A 16,201-nucleotide genomic window follows, 5' to 3' on the forward strand; every position below is an offset into this window, starting at 1 on the left:
GCAAGACGGGGAGGTCCACGCCGTGGTTACAGACACAGTTGATCGAGGGGGTCGACCCGCCGCCACCAGCGCTCACGAACTGGCAGCCGCGGCCCAGAAGTTGTTCATCGAGCACGGCTTCGAACAGACCAGCGTCGGGGACATCGCGACAGCGGTTGGGGTCAGTCGCCGCACGTTCTTTCGCTACTTCGCGACGAAGGCCGACGTGCTGTGGGTGGAGTCGGACGCCGAGTTCGGCAGGCTCACGGCCTTTCTGGCCGCCGATGACGGCACCGCTTCGCCCCGCGACGTCGTCGAGGCCGCGATAGTCTCGGCGCTCGCGTTCGGGCCGGGCGACGAGCAGTGGGCCCGGCACCGCACCCAACTGGTGCTGACCGTTCCCGCGGTGCAGTCCCATGCGTCGGAGTTGTACCGGCAGTGGCGCGAGGCAGTCGCCGACTTCATCCGCCGTCGCGGTCTCTGGCGGGGCGACGAACTGTTCACAGTCGCTTTCGCCCACTCCACCACCGCCGCCATCATGGCCGGTCACGAGTACTGGGTATCACACCCGGAAACGTCGCTGCCGCAATGCCTTCGGTCGTCTATCCAGCTACTCGTACCCATGGGACCACCGTCACCCTGACCTACTGCGGTGACACCTTCGTCACGGTTCCGAGGAAACTGGTTGCGTAGAGCGACTTCTCGTCCCACCCCGGACCGCTGCCGAACTCCACGGCGGAGGTCAGCGGCAATCCCTCTGCGATCACGCACGAGCCACCGCCATCGGGATCGAGCCGGACGATCTTGCCCCCGACGTTGAGTGCGACATAGAGGTTCCCGTCGGGGCCCATGGTGAGGTCGTCGGCGACGTTGAGTACTCCGGCACCCGGGATGGTCAGTGTCGTGATCCGCTGCCCGGTGTCCGCATCGACTCCGACGATCTCGGTGGTGGCGTTGAAGGTCGTTGCCACCCACAGAATTCCGCGAACAGGATCCCAGATCATCCCGTTCGTGGAGCTCACCGACGGCGCGAACGGCCGACTCGTACCGGTGACCGGATCGACACGCGTGAGGCCCGTGTACGCACCCAGGTCGCGACTGACCACCAGAGACCCGTCGGGCAACAGAGCCAGACCATTGGGCATGGTGAGACCCGTTGCCACGGTTCTGGTCTTCCCTGTATCGAGATCAAGAAGCTCGATCGTGCCGTCGGCGGCGTCGAGCAATCCCGACGCCGTCGAGTTGCCGGTGTTGAAGAATGCGGTATCGCCGACGACGACGATTCCACCCGGTCCCTCGACATCGGGGACCGCCGTCGAACGTTGCCCGCTCGCGGTCAGCTTGCGCACCGCCCCTGGACCGGTGAAGCTCAGTTCGGAGAGCAACAACCCCCCACGGTCGTCGAAGTCGAGGTTCTCGAGCGTGCCGTAGCCGGACGCCACCACTGTCGTGGTCCACGGGACGCAGGCACTGTCTGCGACCGCAGGCGAGGTCGCTGCGATGAGGCCCCCGAGCGTCACCGCAACTGCCACACATCCGGAGATCAGCTTTGATGTCATCAGAGCATCATTGCCGATCCGAACGCCTCCTGTGATCAGTTCACGCCTGCTAGGCGGTCACCCACTCACTCCAGGTGGTCAGTTCGGACAGGGCCTGCGGGTCCGGGTCGATCCCGATCCCGGGACCGGTGGGCACGGCCATCATTCCGTCCTCGGCCACGAATGGCTCTGTGAGGTCACGGTCGAAGTACCGCGCTGACGACGAGATGTCGCCGGGCAGTGTGAATCCGGGCAGGGTGGCGAGGGCGAGATTGGCCGCCCGGCCGAGTCCTGTCTCGAGCATGCCGCCGCACCACACGGGTATGCCGTGGGCCACGCAGACATCGTGGATCCGGCGGGCTTCCAGGAATCCGCCGACTCTCCCGGGTTTGATGTTGACGATGTCGCAGGCCCCGATCGTCAGCGCGTCCACCGTCGATCGCGCGGACAGGATCGACTCGTCGAGGCACACCGGCGTCGTCGACATCTCCCGCAAGCGGGCATGCGTACGCAGGTCCTCCTCGTCGAACGGTTGCTCGATGAGAAGCAGATCGAAGGGGTCGAGCTTGACCAGGTGCGGCAGATCCGCAGGGCCGTAGGCGGTGTTCGCATCGACCTGCAACATCAGATCGTCGCCGAAGTGCTCACGGACCGCCCTCGTCGGTTCGAGATCCCACCCTGGCTGGATCTTCAGCTTGATGCGCCCATAACCCTCGTCGAGGTACCCCTGAACATTGTCGAGCAACTTCTCGATGGTGTCGGTGATACCCACCGACACGCCGACCGGCACCGCCGGTCGCACCCCACCGAGGTATCCGGACAACGGCAGACCCGCGATCCTGAGTTCAGCGTCGAGGACCGCGGTTTCCAAGGCAGCCTTGGCCATTCGGTGCCCTTTGAACTTGTCCACCAGCGGTGCCACCCCGGCCGCCGTCACCCGACCGGGTGCCAGCACCGCGGGAATGAGGAATCGCTTGAGCACATCGATTGCGCCACCGGCATATTCGGACGAGTAGACCGGGTCGTCGATGGCCACGCACTCACCCCAGCCCTCTGCGTCATCGGTCGCCGCCCGCACCAGCAGGGCGTGCCGGGACAGTTCGACGCCGAACGAGGTCTGAAACGGTGTGACCAGTGGCAGATCGACGAGTCGCAGTTCGATTCCGGTGATCTTCATGATTGCTCCGATGTCGTGAACACGTAGCAGCCCGAGCGATGGAAGGTGACATGTCTGCCGCCGCCGCCGATGAGCTCGGAGATGACTTCCCGCAGCGCAATTCGCCACCGGGAGGCCGCCGCTGGATCGACGCGGCGCATGGCCTCGATGTCGCGGGGCACGGGGACGAGCACCACGTCCGCTCGGGAGAGGTGATGGACGACCGCGCGCGGACGCGATGGATCAGAGGTGTCGATCGCGGTCACCGCACCGCTCAGCGAGTCTGCGTCGAGGGGCATCGGGGGCCGGGGATCGTCGAGTGGCCACGTCACCAGCAACCGGTCACTGTCGTCGCCCCCGCCGATCTCGTCGCCGACATCCCCGTAGAAGTCGACGTGGTAGGCCAACGGCGCCGCACCCAATTTCGCCAAGTTGAAGTGCGCGTTGCGGGCCACCAACGGATCGAACGTCCACGTGATCTCTGAAATACCTTGCGCCAGCGCCCAATCTCGTTGGTGGAACTTCAGCGCATAACCGACGCTCCGCCCGCGGCCGCGATCTCCCACCCCCGTGATGTGACTGTGCAGCACCCGCCCGGCGGGAGCGGCGAAGAATCCGACGCTGCCACCCACCAGCACATCATCGAGATAGGCGCCGCTGACGTAATTGCCTGCGTGGATCAGCGCCCGCAGCATGTCGGTGCTGACCGGACGGTTGCCTGGATCGGGCCGCCAGATCTCGTCGAACAGACCGACGAGCGACACGATGTCGTCATTCGACTCCAGCATGCGCAGTGCCAGCCCGGACGACGCCGGTATCGGGGAACTCTTCACCGTCCTGAATCTACGCAGAACTCGACACGCATGCCGGTATGGCTGACATCACATTCTTAGCGCCGCGAACCACTGACCTGCACCCCCGGGATCAGCTCTCGCCGGCGAGCCGCCGGTTGGTCACGGATCGATAACGGGTTAACGGCATGTTTCGGGTAGCGTCGGCGCGGACCACAGGGGCCTGAGGCCCGAAACAGGAGGTATCCGCCTTGGGTAAGCACTCAGCCCCTAAGAGAAAGTCGCGCTCGCCGTTCGCATTGGTCGCGCTCGTCCCCATCGGACTCGTAGCCGCGGCAGCGACCGCGGAAGCCGGTCATCAGTTGACCGAGAGCCCCACCAGTCAGGTCGCCGACAGCCCGCCTGCCACCACCGAAGCCTCCCCAGCGCCCGTCGCCGCACCGGTGACAGCGCAGCCCGTCGTCTCGACCCCCGGACCGCCCGCACCGGCGCCCTCGCAGGCCCCGGAAGCCGTGCCCGCGAGCGTCACCACCGGTGCGATCCCCAAGATCAACTGGGAGGCGTACCACGCGGCGGGCTCCAAGCTCGCCCAGGAACTCCCCGGCTGCGGCATCTCGTGGCAACTGATCGCCGGCATCGGCCGGGTCGAGTCCACCCACGCCAACAACGGTAAGGCCGACGCCACGGGCAAACTCGAGATCCCGATCCTCGGGCCGATTCTCGACGGCAGCCTCGCCGGTAACAACGTCATTCACGACACCGACGGCGGCGCCCTCGACGGCGACCCCGTTTTCGACCGCGCGGTGGGGCCGATGCAGTTCCTGCCCGAGACCTGGAAGCACTACGCCGAGGACGGCAACGGAGACGGCGTCGCCGACCCACAGAACCTCTTCGATGCAGCCCTGACCACCGGTCGCTATCTCTGCGACGGCAACCTCGACCTCCGCGACCCAGCCCAGCAGGTCACCGCGGTGCTGCGCTACAACAACTCGATGGACTACGTCTCGAACGTCCGCGGCTGGGCCCAGGGTTACTGAGGGACTGCCGCCGCTCGCGGCAGGGTGAACAGCGTGATCACGCTGACGACCACCAGCAGGATCGCGCCGACGATCAAGAAGGTTGCGATCGCGGCACCCGGCAGGAACAGCACGATGATGCCGGCGATGATCGAAAACGCACCCGATCCGATCAGGAACCACTTCGGCGCGTAATGAGCACCTGCGAGCCCGGCAGCGACCTCCTGGATGCCCTGGAAGATCCAGCCGACGCCGATCAGGATCGCCAGCAGGACGAGTGAATCACCCGGATTGAACAGGCACACGATGCCGGCGATCAGGATGATCGCACCCATGAGGCCGAGGAACACCCTGATCCCCGTCGGCAGCAGTTTCGCCGAGAACGCCATGGTCAGACGGTAGATACCGGTGAAGATCAGAGTGATTCCAAAGAGAACCGCGACCACAACGAGCGTCGGCTCCGGCCAGATGAGCGCCACGATTCCGATGATGATGCCGATGACAGCGCTGGCGATGAGCCCGGCGCGCACGGCGTTGCGCAGCTGATCGGGGAAAGACTGAGGGACAACAATGTTCGTCATGGGATGAACTTACAACCATCGCGCCTCTCGATCTTACGAAAGTCATGGCCGCAGGCCGGCCACGAAAATGGCCAGCACCCGGACGGTGAGTTCGGATGCCGTGATCGTGCCGTCCATCATCGGGTCGGCGATCAGGGCAGGTAGGGGACGGGTGATCAGAGCAACCCCGGCGAAGAAGTCGCGCGCGGTCACCGACTCACGGACTACGCCGTGTGACTTCGCCCGCTCCAAGATCTCACCGACGCTGGCGAGGTTGCCCTTGCGGGCATCGATCAGCTCGGACGGGATGAGGTCCTGATCCCGGACGATGATCGGGATCAGGGCACCGAGTTGCAGGGATACGAACATCTGGGTCAACCGGGTCATCGCGCCGTCAGGATCCTCATCGACCTGCACCAGCAGTTCATCGAGGGTCCGCCGGCTGCGATGTAGTCCGTCGGCCAGGATCGCCAGCTTGAGGTCGAGCCGGGTCGGAAAATTGCGGTACAGAGTCGCGATGCCGACCCCTGCCGCTTCGGCGACCGCCTCGAGCGGGACGTCGTAGCCGCGATCGGCGAACAGAATCCGACCGGCCTCCACCAGCCGGTCGCGGCGCGCCTCGGCATCAGCCCTCACTCCAGGTCTCCCCTCGATCATTCTCGGCACTTGACAGCCCACCCTATACGGAGGAATATCCTCCAGTATGCAAGCGGAGGATATTCCTCCGAAGAGGCGAAGAGGGGTACCCATGAACCGCAAAGCTGTGGGCGCGATGATCGGACTCGCCGGGGTGGTGATCCTGATCTCCTTGGCCTTCGTGCTGCCGATGAAGCACTCCGGTCCTCACGACCTACCCATCGGGGTGGCCGGCCCCGTAGCCGCGACTTCTCAGATCGAGGACGCCCTCACGACGTCCGCTCCGGAGAACTTCGAGTTCCACGAGTACGGCTCTGCCAATGAGGTCCGCACCGCGATCGCCGAACGAGACGTGGTGGGCGGCATCGTCGTCACCCCGACCGGGCCGACGATGCTCGTGGCATCGGCGGGCGGGGCGCCGATCGCGCAATCTCTACGCGGTGTCGCAGCCGCGCTGTCGACTCAGGCGGGCACCACCGTGACCGTCGAGGACGTGGTCCCCACCACCGCCGACGATCCGCAGGGCGCCGGCATCGCCGGACTGGCCCTACCCCTGGTACTCGGCGGAATCATCCCCGCGATCGTCTTCCTGCAGCTGCTGCCACGCAAACCGGTACAGCAAGCAGCCGCCGCGGTCGGCTTCGCGCTCCTCACCGGCCTCGGCCTGAGTCTGATCCTGCGGTTCGTGATCGGCACCTTCGACGGCAGCGTCATCCCGGTCGGTCTCGGCATCGCACTCGGGATGTCAGCGATCAGCCTGACCCTGATCGGGCTGACGGCCAACATTGGGATGGCCGGTTTCGGACTCGGCGCGGTCACGATGATGATCGTCGGCAACCCCCTGTCGGGAATCGCCTCGAGCGCCTACTGGTTGCCATCCGGCTGGTCCGAACTCGGGCAACTGCTTCCACCGGGCGCCTCGGCCACGCTCCTACGGTCACTCGCATTCTTCGACGGTCACGGCGGCGGAACCGCGGTTGTCGTTCTCATCGCCTGGGTCGCGGTGGGCGCGGGTCTGGTGCTGGTGGCCCGGCGCCGTTCCGCCAACGCAGGCCGCCACGAGGCAGTCGAACCCGCACCGGTCGCGGCGTGACTAGAGACCCAGCGAGCGGGCGTACTCCTCGACCTGCTTCTTGGCGTCTCCGAGACTTCCACCGTTGCGCTCGTGCCAGAGCTTCATCACGATCGGCAGCTTCCCGGCGCGCAGCGCATCGGTGATCTCGGCGGGGACAGTCGCCGACGGTCCGGGCGCCGGGGCCGGGGCGCCCAGCCTGCGGTAGAGATCGTCGATCAATTCACCCTGTCGCCGCACCTCACGTTTGAGGTCTGCGATGTCCTGGGCGTCGCTGGTACTCATCGGGTCTCGTTCCCTTGTTGTCGCCGTTCGCGGTGGTTCGGACGCTAACAGCTCTCTGAGCGAAGATGAACTGATGAAGGTCGATCGAACGACACGGATCCCTGGCGTCGACGTCGCCAGGGCGCTGGCGGTCCTCGGCATGTTCGCCGCACACATCCTCGACCTCGATGACCTGCGCTGGACCGATCCGGCGACCTACGGGTCGCTGGTTCAAGGGCACTCCGCGGTCACGTTCGCAGTACTGGCCGGTGTCTCGATCGCGCTCGTCACCGGCGGCACCCGGCCACGAACACCGGAACAACTGGTGATCGCACGGCATCAACTCCTCGTGCGGGCCTGCTGCATCTTTCTGCTCGGCGGGCTGCTGCAGATGCTCGGCACCCCGATCCTGGTCATCCTGGTGATGTACAGCTTCCTGTTCGTCCTGGCCCTGCCGCTCCTTCGGGTGCCGCCGCAGACCCTGTTCATCGCGGCCGGCGTGCTGGCCGTGGTGATGCCTGCGATCGTCCCGCCCCTGCATGCCGCGATCGGCGCATGGGGTTCTCCGTACAACGCACTGTCCGACATCCTGATCAACGGCGGTTATCCGGCGCTCATCTGGTCCGCGTACCTGCTGCTCGGCCTCGGCCTGGGACGACTCGACCTTCGCTCCCCGACGGTCGCACGACGCATGATCGGATTCGGTGCGGGTATCGCTGCTGCGGCGTATCTGCTGTCTGCCGCGGTCGTGCAGCTCCAGGACACCGTCGATCCGGATCGTCAGTTCGAACCCCCGTCGAAGTTCTTCGCGCCCTACGACAATCCGGGCGAGGGCTTCCGCTGGACCTGGTCGGACCTACTCGGACTCCTCGGTGCGGACGCCCATTCGGGCACGCCGTTCGACGTGTTCGGTTCGGCGGGTATCAGCATGGTCGTCATCGGTGGCTGTCTGATCCTCTGCCCGCGGCCTTCGCCCTGGAACTTCCCACTGCGGGCCACCGGCACGATGGCACTGACCGTGTACAGCGTCCACGTCGTGGCCATCTTCGCGCTGTGTTCGGTGACCACACGCGGCACCTCCGGTGACTACCCGTGGCAGAACTTCTGGACCTGGCTGCTGTTCGCCACGGTCGCCATCGCCGCCTCTTCCTGCTGGATCCACCGGTTCGGTCGGGGTCCGCTCGAACGCCTGATCACCGCGATCGCGGTGCGCAGCTCCGGTAGTCGCCGACACTCGCCTGCGGGTGCCCCTCAATCGGTAGAGTGAGAACAGTTGCCGCGGCCACCCATTGCACTGCACTGCACGCGATCGGCGGGTCGAGTAGGACTCACGCTAGGACGACCTGATGCCAGTTCGGCACGACACTGTCACTCAAATCGACAGTGGAACATATGCTTTCATGGATCTCCCCGGCGGCTGGGGACAGACCAACACGGGGTTGGTGGTCGGCGACGACGCAGCGATGGTCATCGACACCGCTTGGGACCGCCCGCGAGCGCGGGCACTTGCCGAAGCCGCCGCCGAGCTGACCGCCGGCGTGCCCATCACCGAGGCCGTCAACACCCACTCCGATGGTGACCACTGGTGGGGCAACGACACCCTGCCACCGGATGCGCGCATCACCACCTCGGTCGCGTCCCTCGAAGCCATGACCGACGAGACCCCACCCGGCGCGGTCGCGCGATTCTCCGCACTCGGCGCAGTCGCAGGCGTCCTGCCCGGACCTGCCGGGGCGCTCGGACGCTACATGCGACAGGTGACCGGTGGGGCCGAACTGCCTCGCAAACTCCCCCGCCTGCCCGATCACACCTTCGAGATCACCGAGAAAATCACCGTCGGTGGTCGCGATACCCATCTACGCACCCTCGGCCCCGCACACACGCCCGGCGACCTCATCATCCATCTACCCGATGCCGGCGTCGTGTTCAGCGGCGACCTGTTGTTCATCGGCTCCACCCCGATCATCTGGCATGGGCCCCTGGGGAATTGGACAGACGCACTCGACCACATGATCGGCCTCGACGCCGAGACCTACGTACCCGGACACGGACCCATCTGCGGGCGTCGGGAAATCGAGCTGCTCCGCGACTACTGGCAGTGGGTCGCGGAGGCCGGCCGAGCACACTTCGTCGCCGGGACACCCCCATTGCGTGCCGCACGGGAGATGCTGCGGAGTTCAGAGTTCACGCCGTTCTCGCAGTGGGGATCGTCGGAGCGCATCGTGGTCAACCTCAGCACCCTGTACCGCTTGTGGGACGGCGGGCAACCCGCGCCGCCGACCTTTGCCCGGAGGGCCCGCGCCTTCGCCGACGCCGGAACCCTGCAACGTGAGCTCGCGCGGTGAAGATCCGGCGGCTCAGCGAACCCGCGTCACTGGCGATCCTGCACGAGCCGACCCAGAGCTGGGTCAGTCTGCGCGCCGCACTCGATGCCCGTAGTGGGCTCGACGAACTGTCGCATCTGCCTGCAAATCTGTTGGCGCTGCTGGCAACCGGAGATCATTCCAGGGCCCGGATCATCGAACTGGTCGACTGGGCGGCCGCCGAAGGTATTGGCGTGGCGCATGATCCCGCCCCTGCGATCCCCTACTACCCCAGTTCACTGCGCTGCTCCCTCGGTTGGGAGGAACACTGGATCAGGGCAGCGCACAGGCTCCTCGATCGCAACCTCCCGGCTGCCAGGACCATCTCCCGCGGCTATGAACGTCTGACGCGCAAGGTGTTTCCACCGCTGCGCCCCAAGCCCGCGTTCTACGACCACCCCGTCTACTACACGGGAAATCATCTTACCGTCATCGGCGACGGTGAGCCGATGCCCTGGCCTGCCTACACCACCGAACTCGACTTCGAACTCGAGTTCGGCATGATCCTCGCGCATCCGGTCCGCGACGCCACCCCGGAGAAGGCCGCTGCGGCCATCGGCGGTTTCGTGGTCTTCAACGACTTCAGTGCGCGAGACGTGCAATGGGAAGAGCAGCGCAGCGGGGTCTTCGGACCCGTCGTCAAGGCCAAGACGTTCGGCAGTGCCATCGGTTCGGTCGTCGTCACCGCGGACGAGGTGTTGCCGAAGATCGACCAGCTCGGCGCCACCGTGCAGGTGAACGGTGAGCGCTGGTCGTCGACCAGTACCCGCGGATTGCGTTACAGCCCCGGCGAAGTGGTGGCGTACGCCAGCCAGTCCGAAAACCTGCACTCCGGAGAACTGATCACCTCGGGCACCTTGCCGAACGGTTGCGGCCTCGAGTTGAACCGGTGGATCTCACCCGGCGACGAGGTGACCCTGTCCATCGATTCGATCGGCTCGGTCACGAACACCGTCGCAGACCCCAGCTGAACCGGATCACTCCGAATCACTCCGGGAGCGAATGCCTACCGCCCGACCGTGGCTCAGGAGTGCGGGGTTCAGCAGTGCGGCGCTCGGGAGTGCGGGCGCGCGGAACAGCCTGAGGTGTGGGCTCGTGTTGCGGCGGTGCCGCGGTCTTCCCCGTACTGGTCAACATCACGGCGACGGCCGTGGTCAGCGGCACTGACAGCGCGATCGCGATGCCACCGACAAACGACCGGGCAAGTTCGACGGCCACCAGGTCGGTGGTGATCAGCGTCGAGAACGACTGTCCCGACACCGAGAACAGGAGCAGGAGCGGCAACGTACTGCCCGCGTACGCAAACACCAGGGTGTAGACGGTGCTGGCGATGTGATCACGTCCTACCCGCATCGCCGCGGTGAACGTCTGTAGGCGGTCGCCGCCGTCGGCGGCGGAAAGCTCGAAGACAGCCGAAGCCTGCGTGATCGTCACATCGTTGAGCACCCCGAGAGCGCCGATGATGAAACCCGCCAGCAAGATCCCGTCGACCGATATCGCATTGTTGTAGATCTGCAGGTTGGTCGTCTGGTCCTGCCCCAAGCCCGTGATGTTCATCGTCTCGATCGACAGCCACGACAGGAAGCCGGCCAACAACAGCGACACCAACGTTCCGAGCAACGCCGCGCTGGTCCTCAGGCTCACCCCGTGCGCCAGATAGATCACGACGAAAAGGATCGCTGCGGACGACACGATCGCCACGGCCACCGGCGACTTCCCGTCGAGCATCGCCGGCAGAGTGAATCCGAACAGCACCACGAACGCGAAGACCAGACCGATCACCGACCGCAATCCGCGCCACGAGGCCACCAGCACGATGGCCGCGACGAACACCAGTGCCCAGACGAGGACAGACGTCGACCGTTCGTGGTCGAAGTACGCATAGGTGTCGGCACCGTCCACCCCGGCCGACCGCGACAGCTTGATCTCGTCGCCGATACTCAGATCTGGTTGTCCGGCTTGCGGTTTGGCCAGCTGCTCCGGCGTGAGATCATCGCTGCCGGCGTCCTGCTGAACGCCTGCCTGCACCCGGTTCGTCGGAACCTCGATGAGAGTGTTGGCGCCCTCGTTCGGACCGCTGGACAGCGCCACCGTGTTCTGGATGCAGGGCCCGTTCTTCACGGTCAGCACCGCGGGGTCCCCCGCGAATACCGTGCCGGACTGCGGGTTCAGACAATCCGCGGTCGCCTGGGCCACCACCTGCCCGGATTCGATCTGCACCGAACCACCGCCCGACGACTGGAAGATGACGGGAACATCATGGTCGCGGTCGCCAGGCCACAGCATGATCAGCCCCGCGATCACCGCGAGCGCACTGGCCACCAGGAGCCCGACCACCGCTTTCGCCACCACCGGATGCAGATCCACATCCACCAGTCCGTGGCTGTGGGTCGAGTTCCGCTTCGCTGCGTCTCCGTGGCTGTGGGTCGAGCTCCGCTTCGCTGCGTCTCCGTGGCTGTGGGTCGAGCTCCGCTTCGCTGCGTCTCCGTGACTATGCCCATGACTGTGCTGCGGCTGGTCAGGTCCAGATGCTCGGCTCACCCGGTCACCTTAGGCAGATATCGGTGAATCACCACAGCGCAGCGCGCCGGTACGCGATGATGGTGACGTGCTCGACGAAATGCAGAGCGAGGCCACCGAGCTGTTTGCAGCCGGTGAGTACACCCACGCGCTCGCCGAGTTCTCGGTGCTCCGCGAGATCCGCTGCCGCCGCGAGGGCCCGTACTCGTTGATGTGCCTGTCCAATCTGCACGACGTGATCCGCTGCCAGGTCCGGCTGAAGCTGTGGGCCGACTGCGAACCCACGTGCCGCGATCTGCTCGCCAAGTACACCTTCACCCACGGCCCGACCGATCCCGACACCCTCGATGTCACCGAGCACATGATCGCCACGCTCGAGGGACTCGGCCGTCGTGCCGAGGCCGCGGAACTCTGCAACCGGACCGCCGACGCTCTCGTAGCCGCCGGACAACACCGCAAAGCCGTGGTCTTCCGCGATGCGGCCACCCGCCACCTGCAACAATCCCCCGAACCCACTGGGCGCTGAGCGCTCGTTCTCACAATTCGCGCAGCTTGCGTGCGTACGCGCCGGTTGCAACTGTCGCGTACGCACGCAGGTGGCGCGAATTCTCACGACGCCCGATTGTGCTTAGATACAAGTTGTGTCTATCGCGTTGTCCGCCGCCGAACGTGCCTATCGCCGTGTCAAGGACCGGATCCTGTCCGGGTCTCTTGCCGGTGGTGAGCTGATCAGCGAAGGCGAGGTCGCCGCCTCGCTCGAGATGTCGCGCACCCCCGTACGCGAGGCATTCCTGCGTCTCGAGGCCGAAGGCTGGATGAAGCTCTATCCGAAACGTGGGGCACTGATCGTGCCGGTGCCACCCGACGAGGCAGAACACGTGATCGGCGCACGCTTTCTGGTGGAGACGGGCGCGGTCCGCATCTTGGCCGGCACCGACCGCTCCGGCGTCGTGCGGGAACTGCGTGCCGGCATCGAGCGGCACGTCACGCATGCCGACGCCGGCGACGTCGATGCCTTCACCAAGGAAGACGCCACGTTCCACCGCATCTTCGTGCAAGCGGCGGGCAATCCCCTGCTCTCTGCGTTCTACGACACGCTCCGCGACCGTCAGCTCCGGATGACCAGTGCATCGGTGCAGCGCGACCACGCCCAGATGCAGCGGATCATCAAACATCACATCGAGCTGACCGACTTGATCGAGACCGGTGACGTCGAGGGCTTCTCCGAGACACTGTCGGCACACCTGACGGCGGTGCACGACCTGCGGAGGCCGCCGTCATGAGACGCAACTGGTACGGCGTCTGCGCGGCGATGTTCGCGATCGCCTGGGGCGGCAACGAATTCACTCCACTGCTGGTGTTCTACAAGCACGAGTACGAGATGTCCGGGCCCACGGTCGATGTACTGCTCTTCGCCTATGTACTCGGCATGATCCCGGCACTGCTGATCGGCGGTCCGCTGTCCGACCGTTACGGACGTCGTCCGCTGATGCGTCCCGCAGCGTTCATCGCTGCAGCCGGATCGCTGGTGCTGGCGGTTGCCACCGATGGCGTCTTGTTGCTGGCCATAGGCCGGATCCTCGGTGGCATCGCCATCGGACTGGCAATGGCGGTGGGCACCAGCTGGCTCAAGGAATTGTCCAGTCCCCCAAACTCTTACGCGGGGGTGGGCAGCGGCGCGAAGCGTGCCGCCATGAGCCTGACGGCCGGTTTCGGCATCGGCGCCGGCACCGCGGGTGTGCTCGCCGAGTGGGGGCCCTGGCCGCATGCATTCTCGTACGTCCTCAACGCCGCGATCTGCCTGATCGGTGCGGCGTGGGTGTGGAATGTGCCGGAGACGAAGTCGACGACGCCGGGCGCGCGGTCGGGTCTGCTGTCCGACCTCAAGATCCCATCCGCAGGTCACGCCCGATACCTACTGGTGGTCGTGCCGTTGGCTCCCTGGGTGTTCGGGGCGGCCATCGGATGCCAGGCGATTCTGCCGTCTTTGATAGCACCGGAGGTCGATGCGGCGCCGATGGCGTTCGCGGCCCTCGTCTCCGTCGTGACACTGAGTTGTGGTTTTGCCATCCAAACGGTGGCGCGGCGAATCGACCGGCCTGACTCTGCCCGAGCCAGTCAGGTGGCGCTGACGTTACTGATACTCGGGATGGGTGCCGCCGCAGCGGCTTCGGCGCTGTTGACGATCTGGGCCGTCTTGCTTGCCGCCGTGGTCCTGGGCGCGGGGTATGGGATCGCACTGGTGGCAGGATTGTCGGAGGTCCAGCGCATCGCGGGTCCAGGCGACCTCGCCGGACTCACCGCCGTGTATTACGCACTCACCTACCTCGGGTTCGCGGTGCCTGCGACGCTGGCGTATCTACACGAGTACATCCCCGCCGTGACCTACCCGTGGATGTTCGGGTTCGGTGCGGTCGCTGCCGCGGCAACCCTGCTCTTCGTCACCCGAAGCGCCCGGCGCCACCCGTCCGGTGCACTGGCCACACCCGATCCGGCAATGTCGGCGCGGCTCTGACACTATCGATTGGTGTCCGACCCATTCAGCTTCTTCAGCATCCGGCCCCGTGACAATGCGCTGATCCCCACCAAGTGGTCGATGAGCGCGTGGGGCGCGGATTCGCTCAATGGACCGGCTGTGTGTTCCGCAGCGGCGAGGGCTGTCGAGCAAGAATTCTCCGATCCCGACTTCGTCCCCGCACGGCTGACGTTCGACCTCTTCAAGTCCGCGAAGAACCAGCCGATGACGTTGCGCACCCGGCTGGTCCGTTCCGGTCGACGAATCAAGGTCGCCGACGTCGAGGTCATGCAAGAAGACGTTGTCGTCGCTCGCGCGACCAGCGTGTTCCTACGCAGGTCAGGTCCCCCTCCGGGCAGCGAATGGCATCCGTCGACGACATTCACACCACCGAAGGAAGCAGCCGCCGATGATTCCCGGTCGCGCCACCCCTGGATGCAGACCGACGACTCCGACTGGACGCGAGGCATAGGTACTCACCAGAACGCCGCCCGCAAACGCGCATGGAGTACGGCCATGGCCGTCGTTCCCGACGAATCCGCGTCGCCGTTCGTGCACGCGGTCCAGTCTGCTGAGTCGACGAGCCTGGTCACCAATCTCGGCACCGAAGGCATCGGTTACATCAACTGCGACCTCACGATGGCGCTCTCCCGTCTTCCGGAGGGCCCGCAGCTCGGGATCGAAGCCGAAACCCACCTCACCGCGGACGGCATCTCGGTGGGAACGGCAACGCTGTACGACCTCAAAGGGCCCTACGGAACCGGTATGGTCACCGCTGTCAGTAATGCAGCTGCGCAGATCGACTTCACCAACAGAAGCGGTCTGGTCTAGCCACCGAGGGGCAATGGAGAACGTAGAGCTCGCGAGCGGAATCACCCTGGGCGCCAGTCGAGTCGGCTCAGGACCTGCTGTGCTGCTCAACGGTGGTCTCGGGATGCCGGCCATGGTCTGGGACCTGTGTGGATTGACCGCCTCGCTGGTCGATGCGGGTTTTACGGTGATCTCCTACAACGCACGGGGACTGTCTCCATCGTCGGCCCCGCCGGCGCCTTACTCGATCGCGGATCTGGCCGGCGACGCAGAGGCGCTACTCGACCATTTCGACGTCACCGAGGCGATCGTGATCGGTTACTCGATGGGCTGCTACGTGACCCAGTCCATGCTGCGCAGTCGACCTGAATTGATCTCAGCGGCAGTGCTCTTCGCCGGACTACAGCCGACGCCCATCGGAGCCCTCGTGGGCGAGATGGAAATCGGCCTCATCGAGCAGATCGGCGAGATACCTCAGACAGTACTGGTTTTCGAACAACTGATGACGACCCTGCACACCACCTTGCTCCAGGACTCCGCCACGGTGGCCGGCTGGCGCGACATCCTGAGTGCGTCCGATGGCGGGTGGGCGAGCCCCGATGGCTTCAAGGGCCAGCTCATGGCCTCCTACGCATGGATCAGCGCGGGCGAACCCCTGCCCGGACATCTCGCCGAGATCGACATCCCCACACTGGTACTGGCTTTCGAGCACGACCTGTTCTTTCCACCCGCGCAGTCGCGCGAGACGGCTGCGCTGATCCCGGGTTCGGTCTTCGCCCAGATCGACGGTGCAGCCCACGGCGGCCTGTTCACCGGTCCCGGCGACAGCGTCGAGCGGATCACGGCCTTTTGCAGTCAGCACCGGCCCTGACCCAGGGCACCACTCTGAGATCGTCCCCGTCAGTGGTGTCCAAGGGCAATACGGGCTGTTGCAATTTGAACGTAGTTGGCCGGTTCGGCGTCGGCTTGTCTAGCCGGTTT

At 65.5% G+C, this 16,201-nt stretch carries 18 protein-coding genes; 11 read left to right on the plus strand and 7 right to left on the minus strand.

The window, feature by feature from the left end:
- The first annotated feature begins 22 nt into the window (after window positions 1-22).
- A complete protein-coding gene (locus BFL43_RS14680; RefSeq protein WP_240498263.1) occupies window positions 23-622 on the plus strand; it encodes a TetR family transcriptional regulator in 600 nt (199 codons plus the stop codon).
- 1 nt (window position 623) lies between these two features.
- Here BFL43_RS14680 and BFL43_RS14685 read toward each other — a convergent pair whose 3' ends face one another.
- Genes BFL43_RS14685 through BFL43_RS14695 form a run of 3 tightly spaced genes read right to left on the minus strand, consistent with a single transcriptional unit; the run spans window position 624 to window position 3,506 of the window.
- On the minus strand, window positions 624-1,538 hold the full coding sequence (locus BFL43_RS14685; RefSeq protein ID WP_084893255.1) for an SMP-30/gluconolactonase/LRE family protein: 915 nt from the start codon (window positions 1,536-1,538) through the stop codon (window positions 624-626).
- Between the two features lie 49 nt (window positions 1,539-1,587).
- Entirely contained in the window at window positions 1,588-2,694 is a 1,107-nt protein-coding gene (menC, locus tag BFL43_RS14690; RefSeq protein WP_084893256.1) for an o-succinylbenzoate synthase, read from the minus strand.
- Window positions 2,691-3,506: a GNAT family N-acetyltransferase gene (locus tag BFL43_RS14695; RefSeq protein ID WP_276206112.1), complete on the minus strand. Its 816-nt coding sequence runs from the start codon at window positions 3,504-3,506 to the stop codon at window positions 2,691-2,693. The genes menC and BFL43_RS14695 overlap by 4 nt, the downstream gene beginning before the upstream one ends.
- A gap of 209 nt (window positions 3,507-3,715) precedes the next feature.
- Between BFL43_RS14695 and BFL43_RS14700 the strand changes: the two genes are divergently transcribed.
- Entirely contained in the window at window positions 3,716-4,501 is a 786-nt protein-coding gene (locus BFL43_RS14700; protein ID WP_084893257.1) for a lytic murein transglycosylase, read from the plus strand.
- Here the strand turns inward: BFL43_RS14700 and BFL43_RS14705 are convergent.
- Both BFL43_RS14705 and BFL43_RS14710 read right to left on the minus strand, forming a co-directional pair.
- A complete protein-coding gene (locus BFL43_RS14705) occupies window positions 4,495-5,061 on the minus strand; it encodes a DUF308 domain-containing protein (RefSeq protein ID WP_084893258.1) in 567 nt (188 codons plus the stop codon). The two genes, BFL43_RS14700 and BFL43_RS14705, sit on opposite strands and share 7 nt — an antisense overlap.
- Window positions 5,062-5,103: 42 nt before the next feature.
- Window positions 5,104-5,676 carry a TetR/AcrR family transcriptional regulator gene (locus tag BFL43_RS14710; RefSeq protein ID WP_168176646.1) on the minus strand — a complete coding sequence of 191 codons (573 nt, stop codon included), beginning with the start codon at window positions 5,674-5,676 and terminating at the stop codon, window positions 5,104-5,106.
- 112 nt (window positions 5,677-5,788) lie between these two features.
- On the opposite strand from BFL43_RS14710, the gene BFL43_RS14715 reads away from it, so the two are divergent.
- A complete protein-coding gene (locus BFL43_RS14715; protein WP_084893260.1) occupies window positions 5,789-6,769 on the plus strand; it encodes a hypothetical protein in 981 nt (326 codons plus the stop codon).
- Here the strand turns inward: BFL43_RS14715 and BFL43_RS14720 are convergent, their stop codons facing one another.
- Window positions 6,770-7,033 carry a hypothetical protein gene (locus BFL43_RS14720; RefSeq protein ID WP_143695322.1) on the minus strand — a complete coding sequence of 88 codons (264 nt, stop codon included), beginning with the start codon at window positions 7,031-7,033 and terminating at the stop codon, window positions 6,770-6,772.
- Window positions 7,034-7,106: 73 nt separating this feature from the next.
- Between BFL43_RS14720 and BFL43_RS14725 the strand changes: the two genes are divergently transcribed.
- The 3 genes from BFL43_RS14725 to BFL43_RS14735 all read left to right on the plus strand — a co-directional run bounded on the left by BFL43_RS14725 (window position 7,107) and on the right by BFL43_RS14735 (window position 10,346).
- On the plus strand, window positions 7,107-8,279 hold the full coding sequence (locus BFL43_RS14725) for a DUF418 domain-containing protein (protein WP_168176647.1): 1,173 nt from the start codon (window positions 7,107-7,109) through the stop codon (window positions 8,277-8,279).
- 133 nt (window positions 8,280-8,412) lie between these two features.
- Complete coding sequence (locus BFL43_RS14730; RefSeq protein ID WP_240498264.1) at window positions 8,413-9,357, plus strand: MBL fold metallo-hydrolase; 945 nt, start codon at window positions 8,413-8,415, stop codon at window positions 9,355-9,357.
- On the plus strand, window positions 9,354-10,346 hold the full coding sequence (locus BFL43_RS14735) for a fumarylacetoacetate hydrolase family protein (RefSeq protein WP_084893264.1): 993 nt from the start codon (window positions 9,354-9,356) through the stop codon (window positions 10,344-10,346). Before BFL43_RS14730 ends, BFL43_RS14735 begins: the two co-directional genes overlap by 4 nt.
- Window positions 10,347-10,362: 16 nt before the next feature.
- On the opposite strand, the gene BFL43_RS14740 is transcribed toward BFL43_RS14735, so the two are convergent.
- A complete protein-coding gene (locus tag BFL43_RS14740; RefSeq protein WP_084893285.1) occupies window positions 10,363-11,742 on the minus strand; it encodes a YibE/F family protein in 1,380 nt (459 codons plus the stop codon).
- Between the two features lie 241 nt (window positions 11,743-11,983).
- Here BFL43_RS14740 and BFL43_RS14745 point away from each other — a divergent pair, with 241 nt between their 5' ends.
- The 5 genes from BFL43_RS14745 to BFL43_RS14765 all read left to right on the plus strand — a co-directional run bounded on the left by BFL43_RS14745 (window position 11,984) and on the right by BFL43_RS14765 (window position 16,091).
- A complete protein-coding gene (locus BFL43_RS14745) occupies window positions 11,984-12,421 on the plus strand; it encodes a hypothetical protein (RefSeq protein ID WP_084893265.1) in 438 nt (145 codons plus the stop codon).
- 115 nt (window positions 12,422-12,536) lie between these two features.
- The gene (locus BFL43_RS14750) at window positions 12,537-13,178 is read left to right on the plus strand and encodes a GntR family transcriptional regulator (RefSeq protein ID WP_240498265.1); all 642 of its coding nucleotides are present in this window, start codon (window positions 12,537-12,539) and stop codon (window positions 13,176-13,178) included.
- Window positions 13,175-14,410 carry an MFS transporter gene (locus tag BFL43_RS14755; protein ID WP_084893266.1) on the plus strand — a complete coding sequence of 412 codons (1,236 nt, stop codon included), beginning with the start codon at window positions 13,175-13,177 and terminating at the stop codon, window positions 14,408-14,410. Before BFL43_RS14750 ends, BFL43_RS14755 begins: the two co-directional genes overlap by 4 nt.
- A gap of 12 nt (window positions 14,411-14,422) precedes the next feature.
- Window positions 14,423-15,241 (plus strand): acyl-CoA thioesterase domain-containing protein, encoded by an 819-nt coding sequence (locus BFL43_RS14760; RefSeq protein ID WP_240498266.1) that lies wholly within the window; start codon window positions 14,423-14,425, stop codon window positions 15,239-15,241.
- A gap of 13 nt (window positions 15,242-15,254) precedes the next feature.
- Window positions 15,255-16,091: an alpha/beta fold hydrolase gene (locus BFL43_RS14765; RefSeq protein ID WP_084893267.1), complete on the plus strand. Its 837-nt coding sequence runs from the start codon at window positions 15,255-15,257 to the stop codon at window positions 16,089-16,091.
- The last annotated feature ends 110 nt before the right edge of the window (window positions 16,092-16,201 follow it).

The organism is Williamsia sp. 1135 (assembly GCF_002095395.1).
GTDB lineage: Bacteria > Actinomycetota > Actinomycetes > Mycobacteriales > Mycobacteriaceae > Williamsia.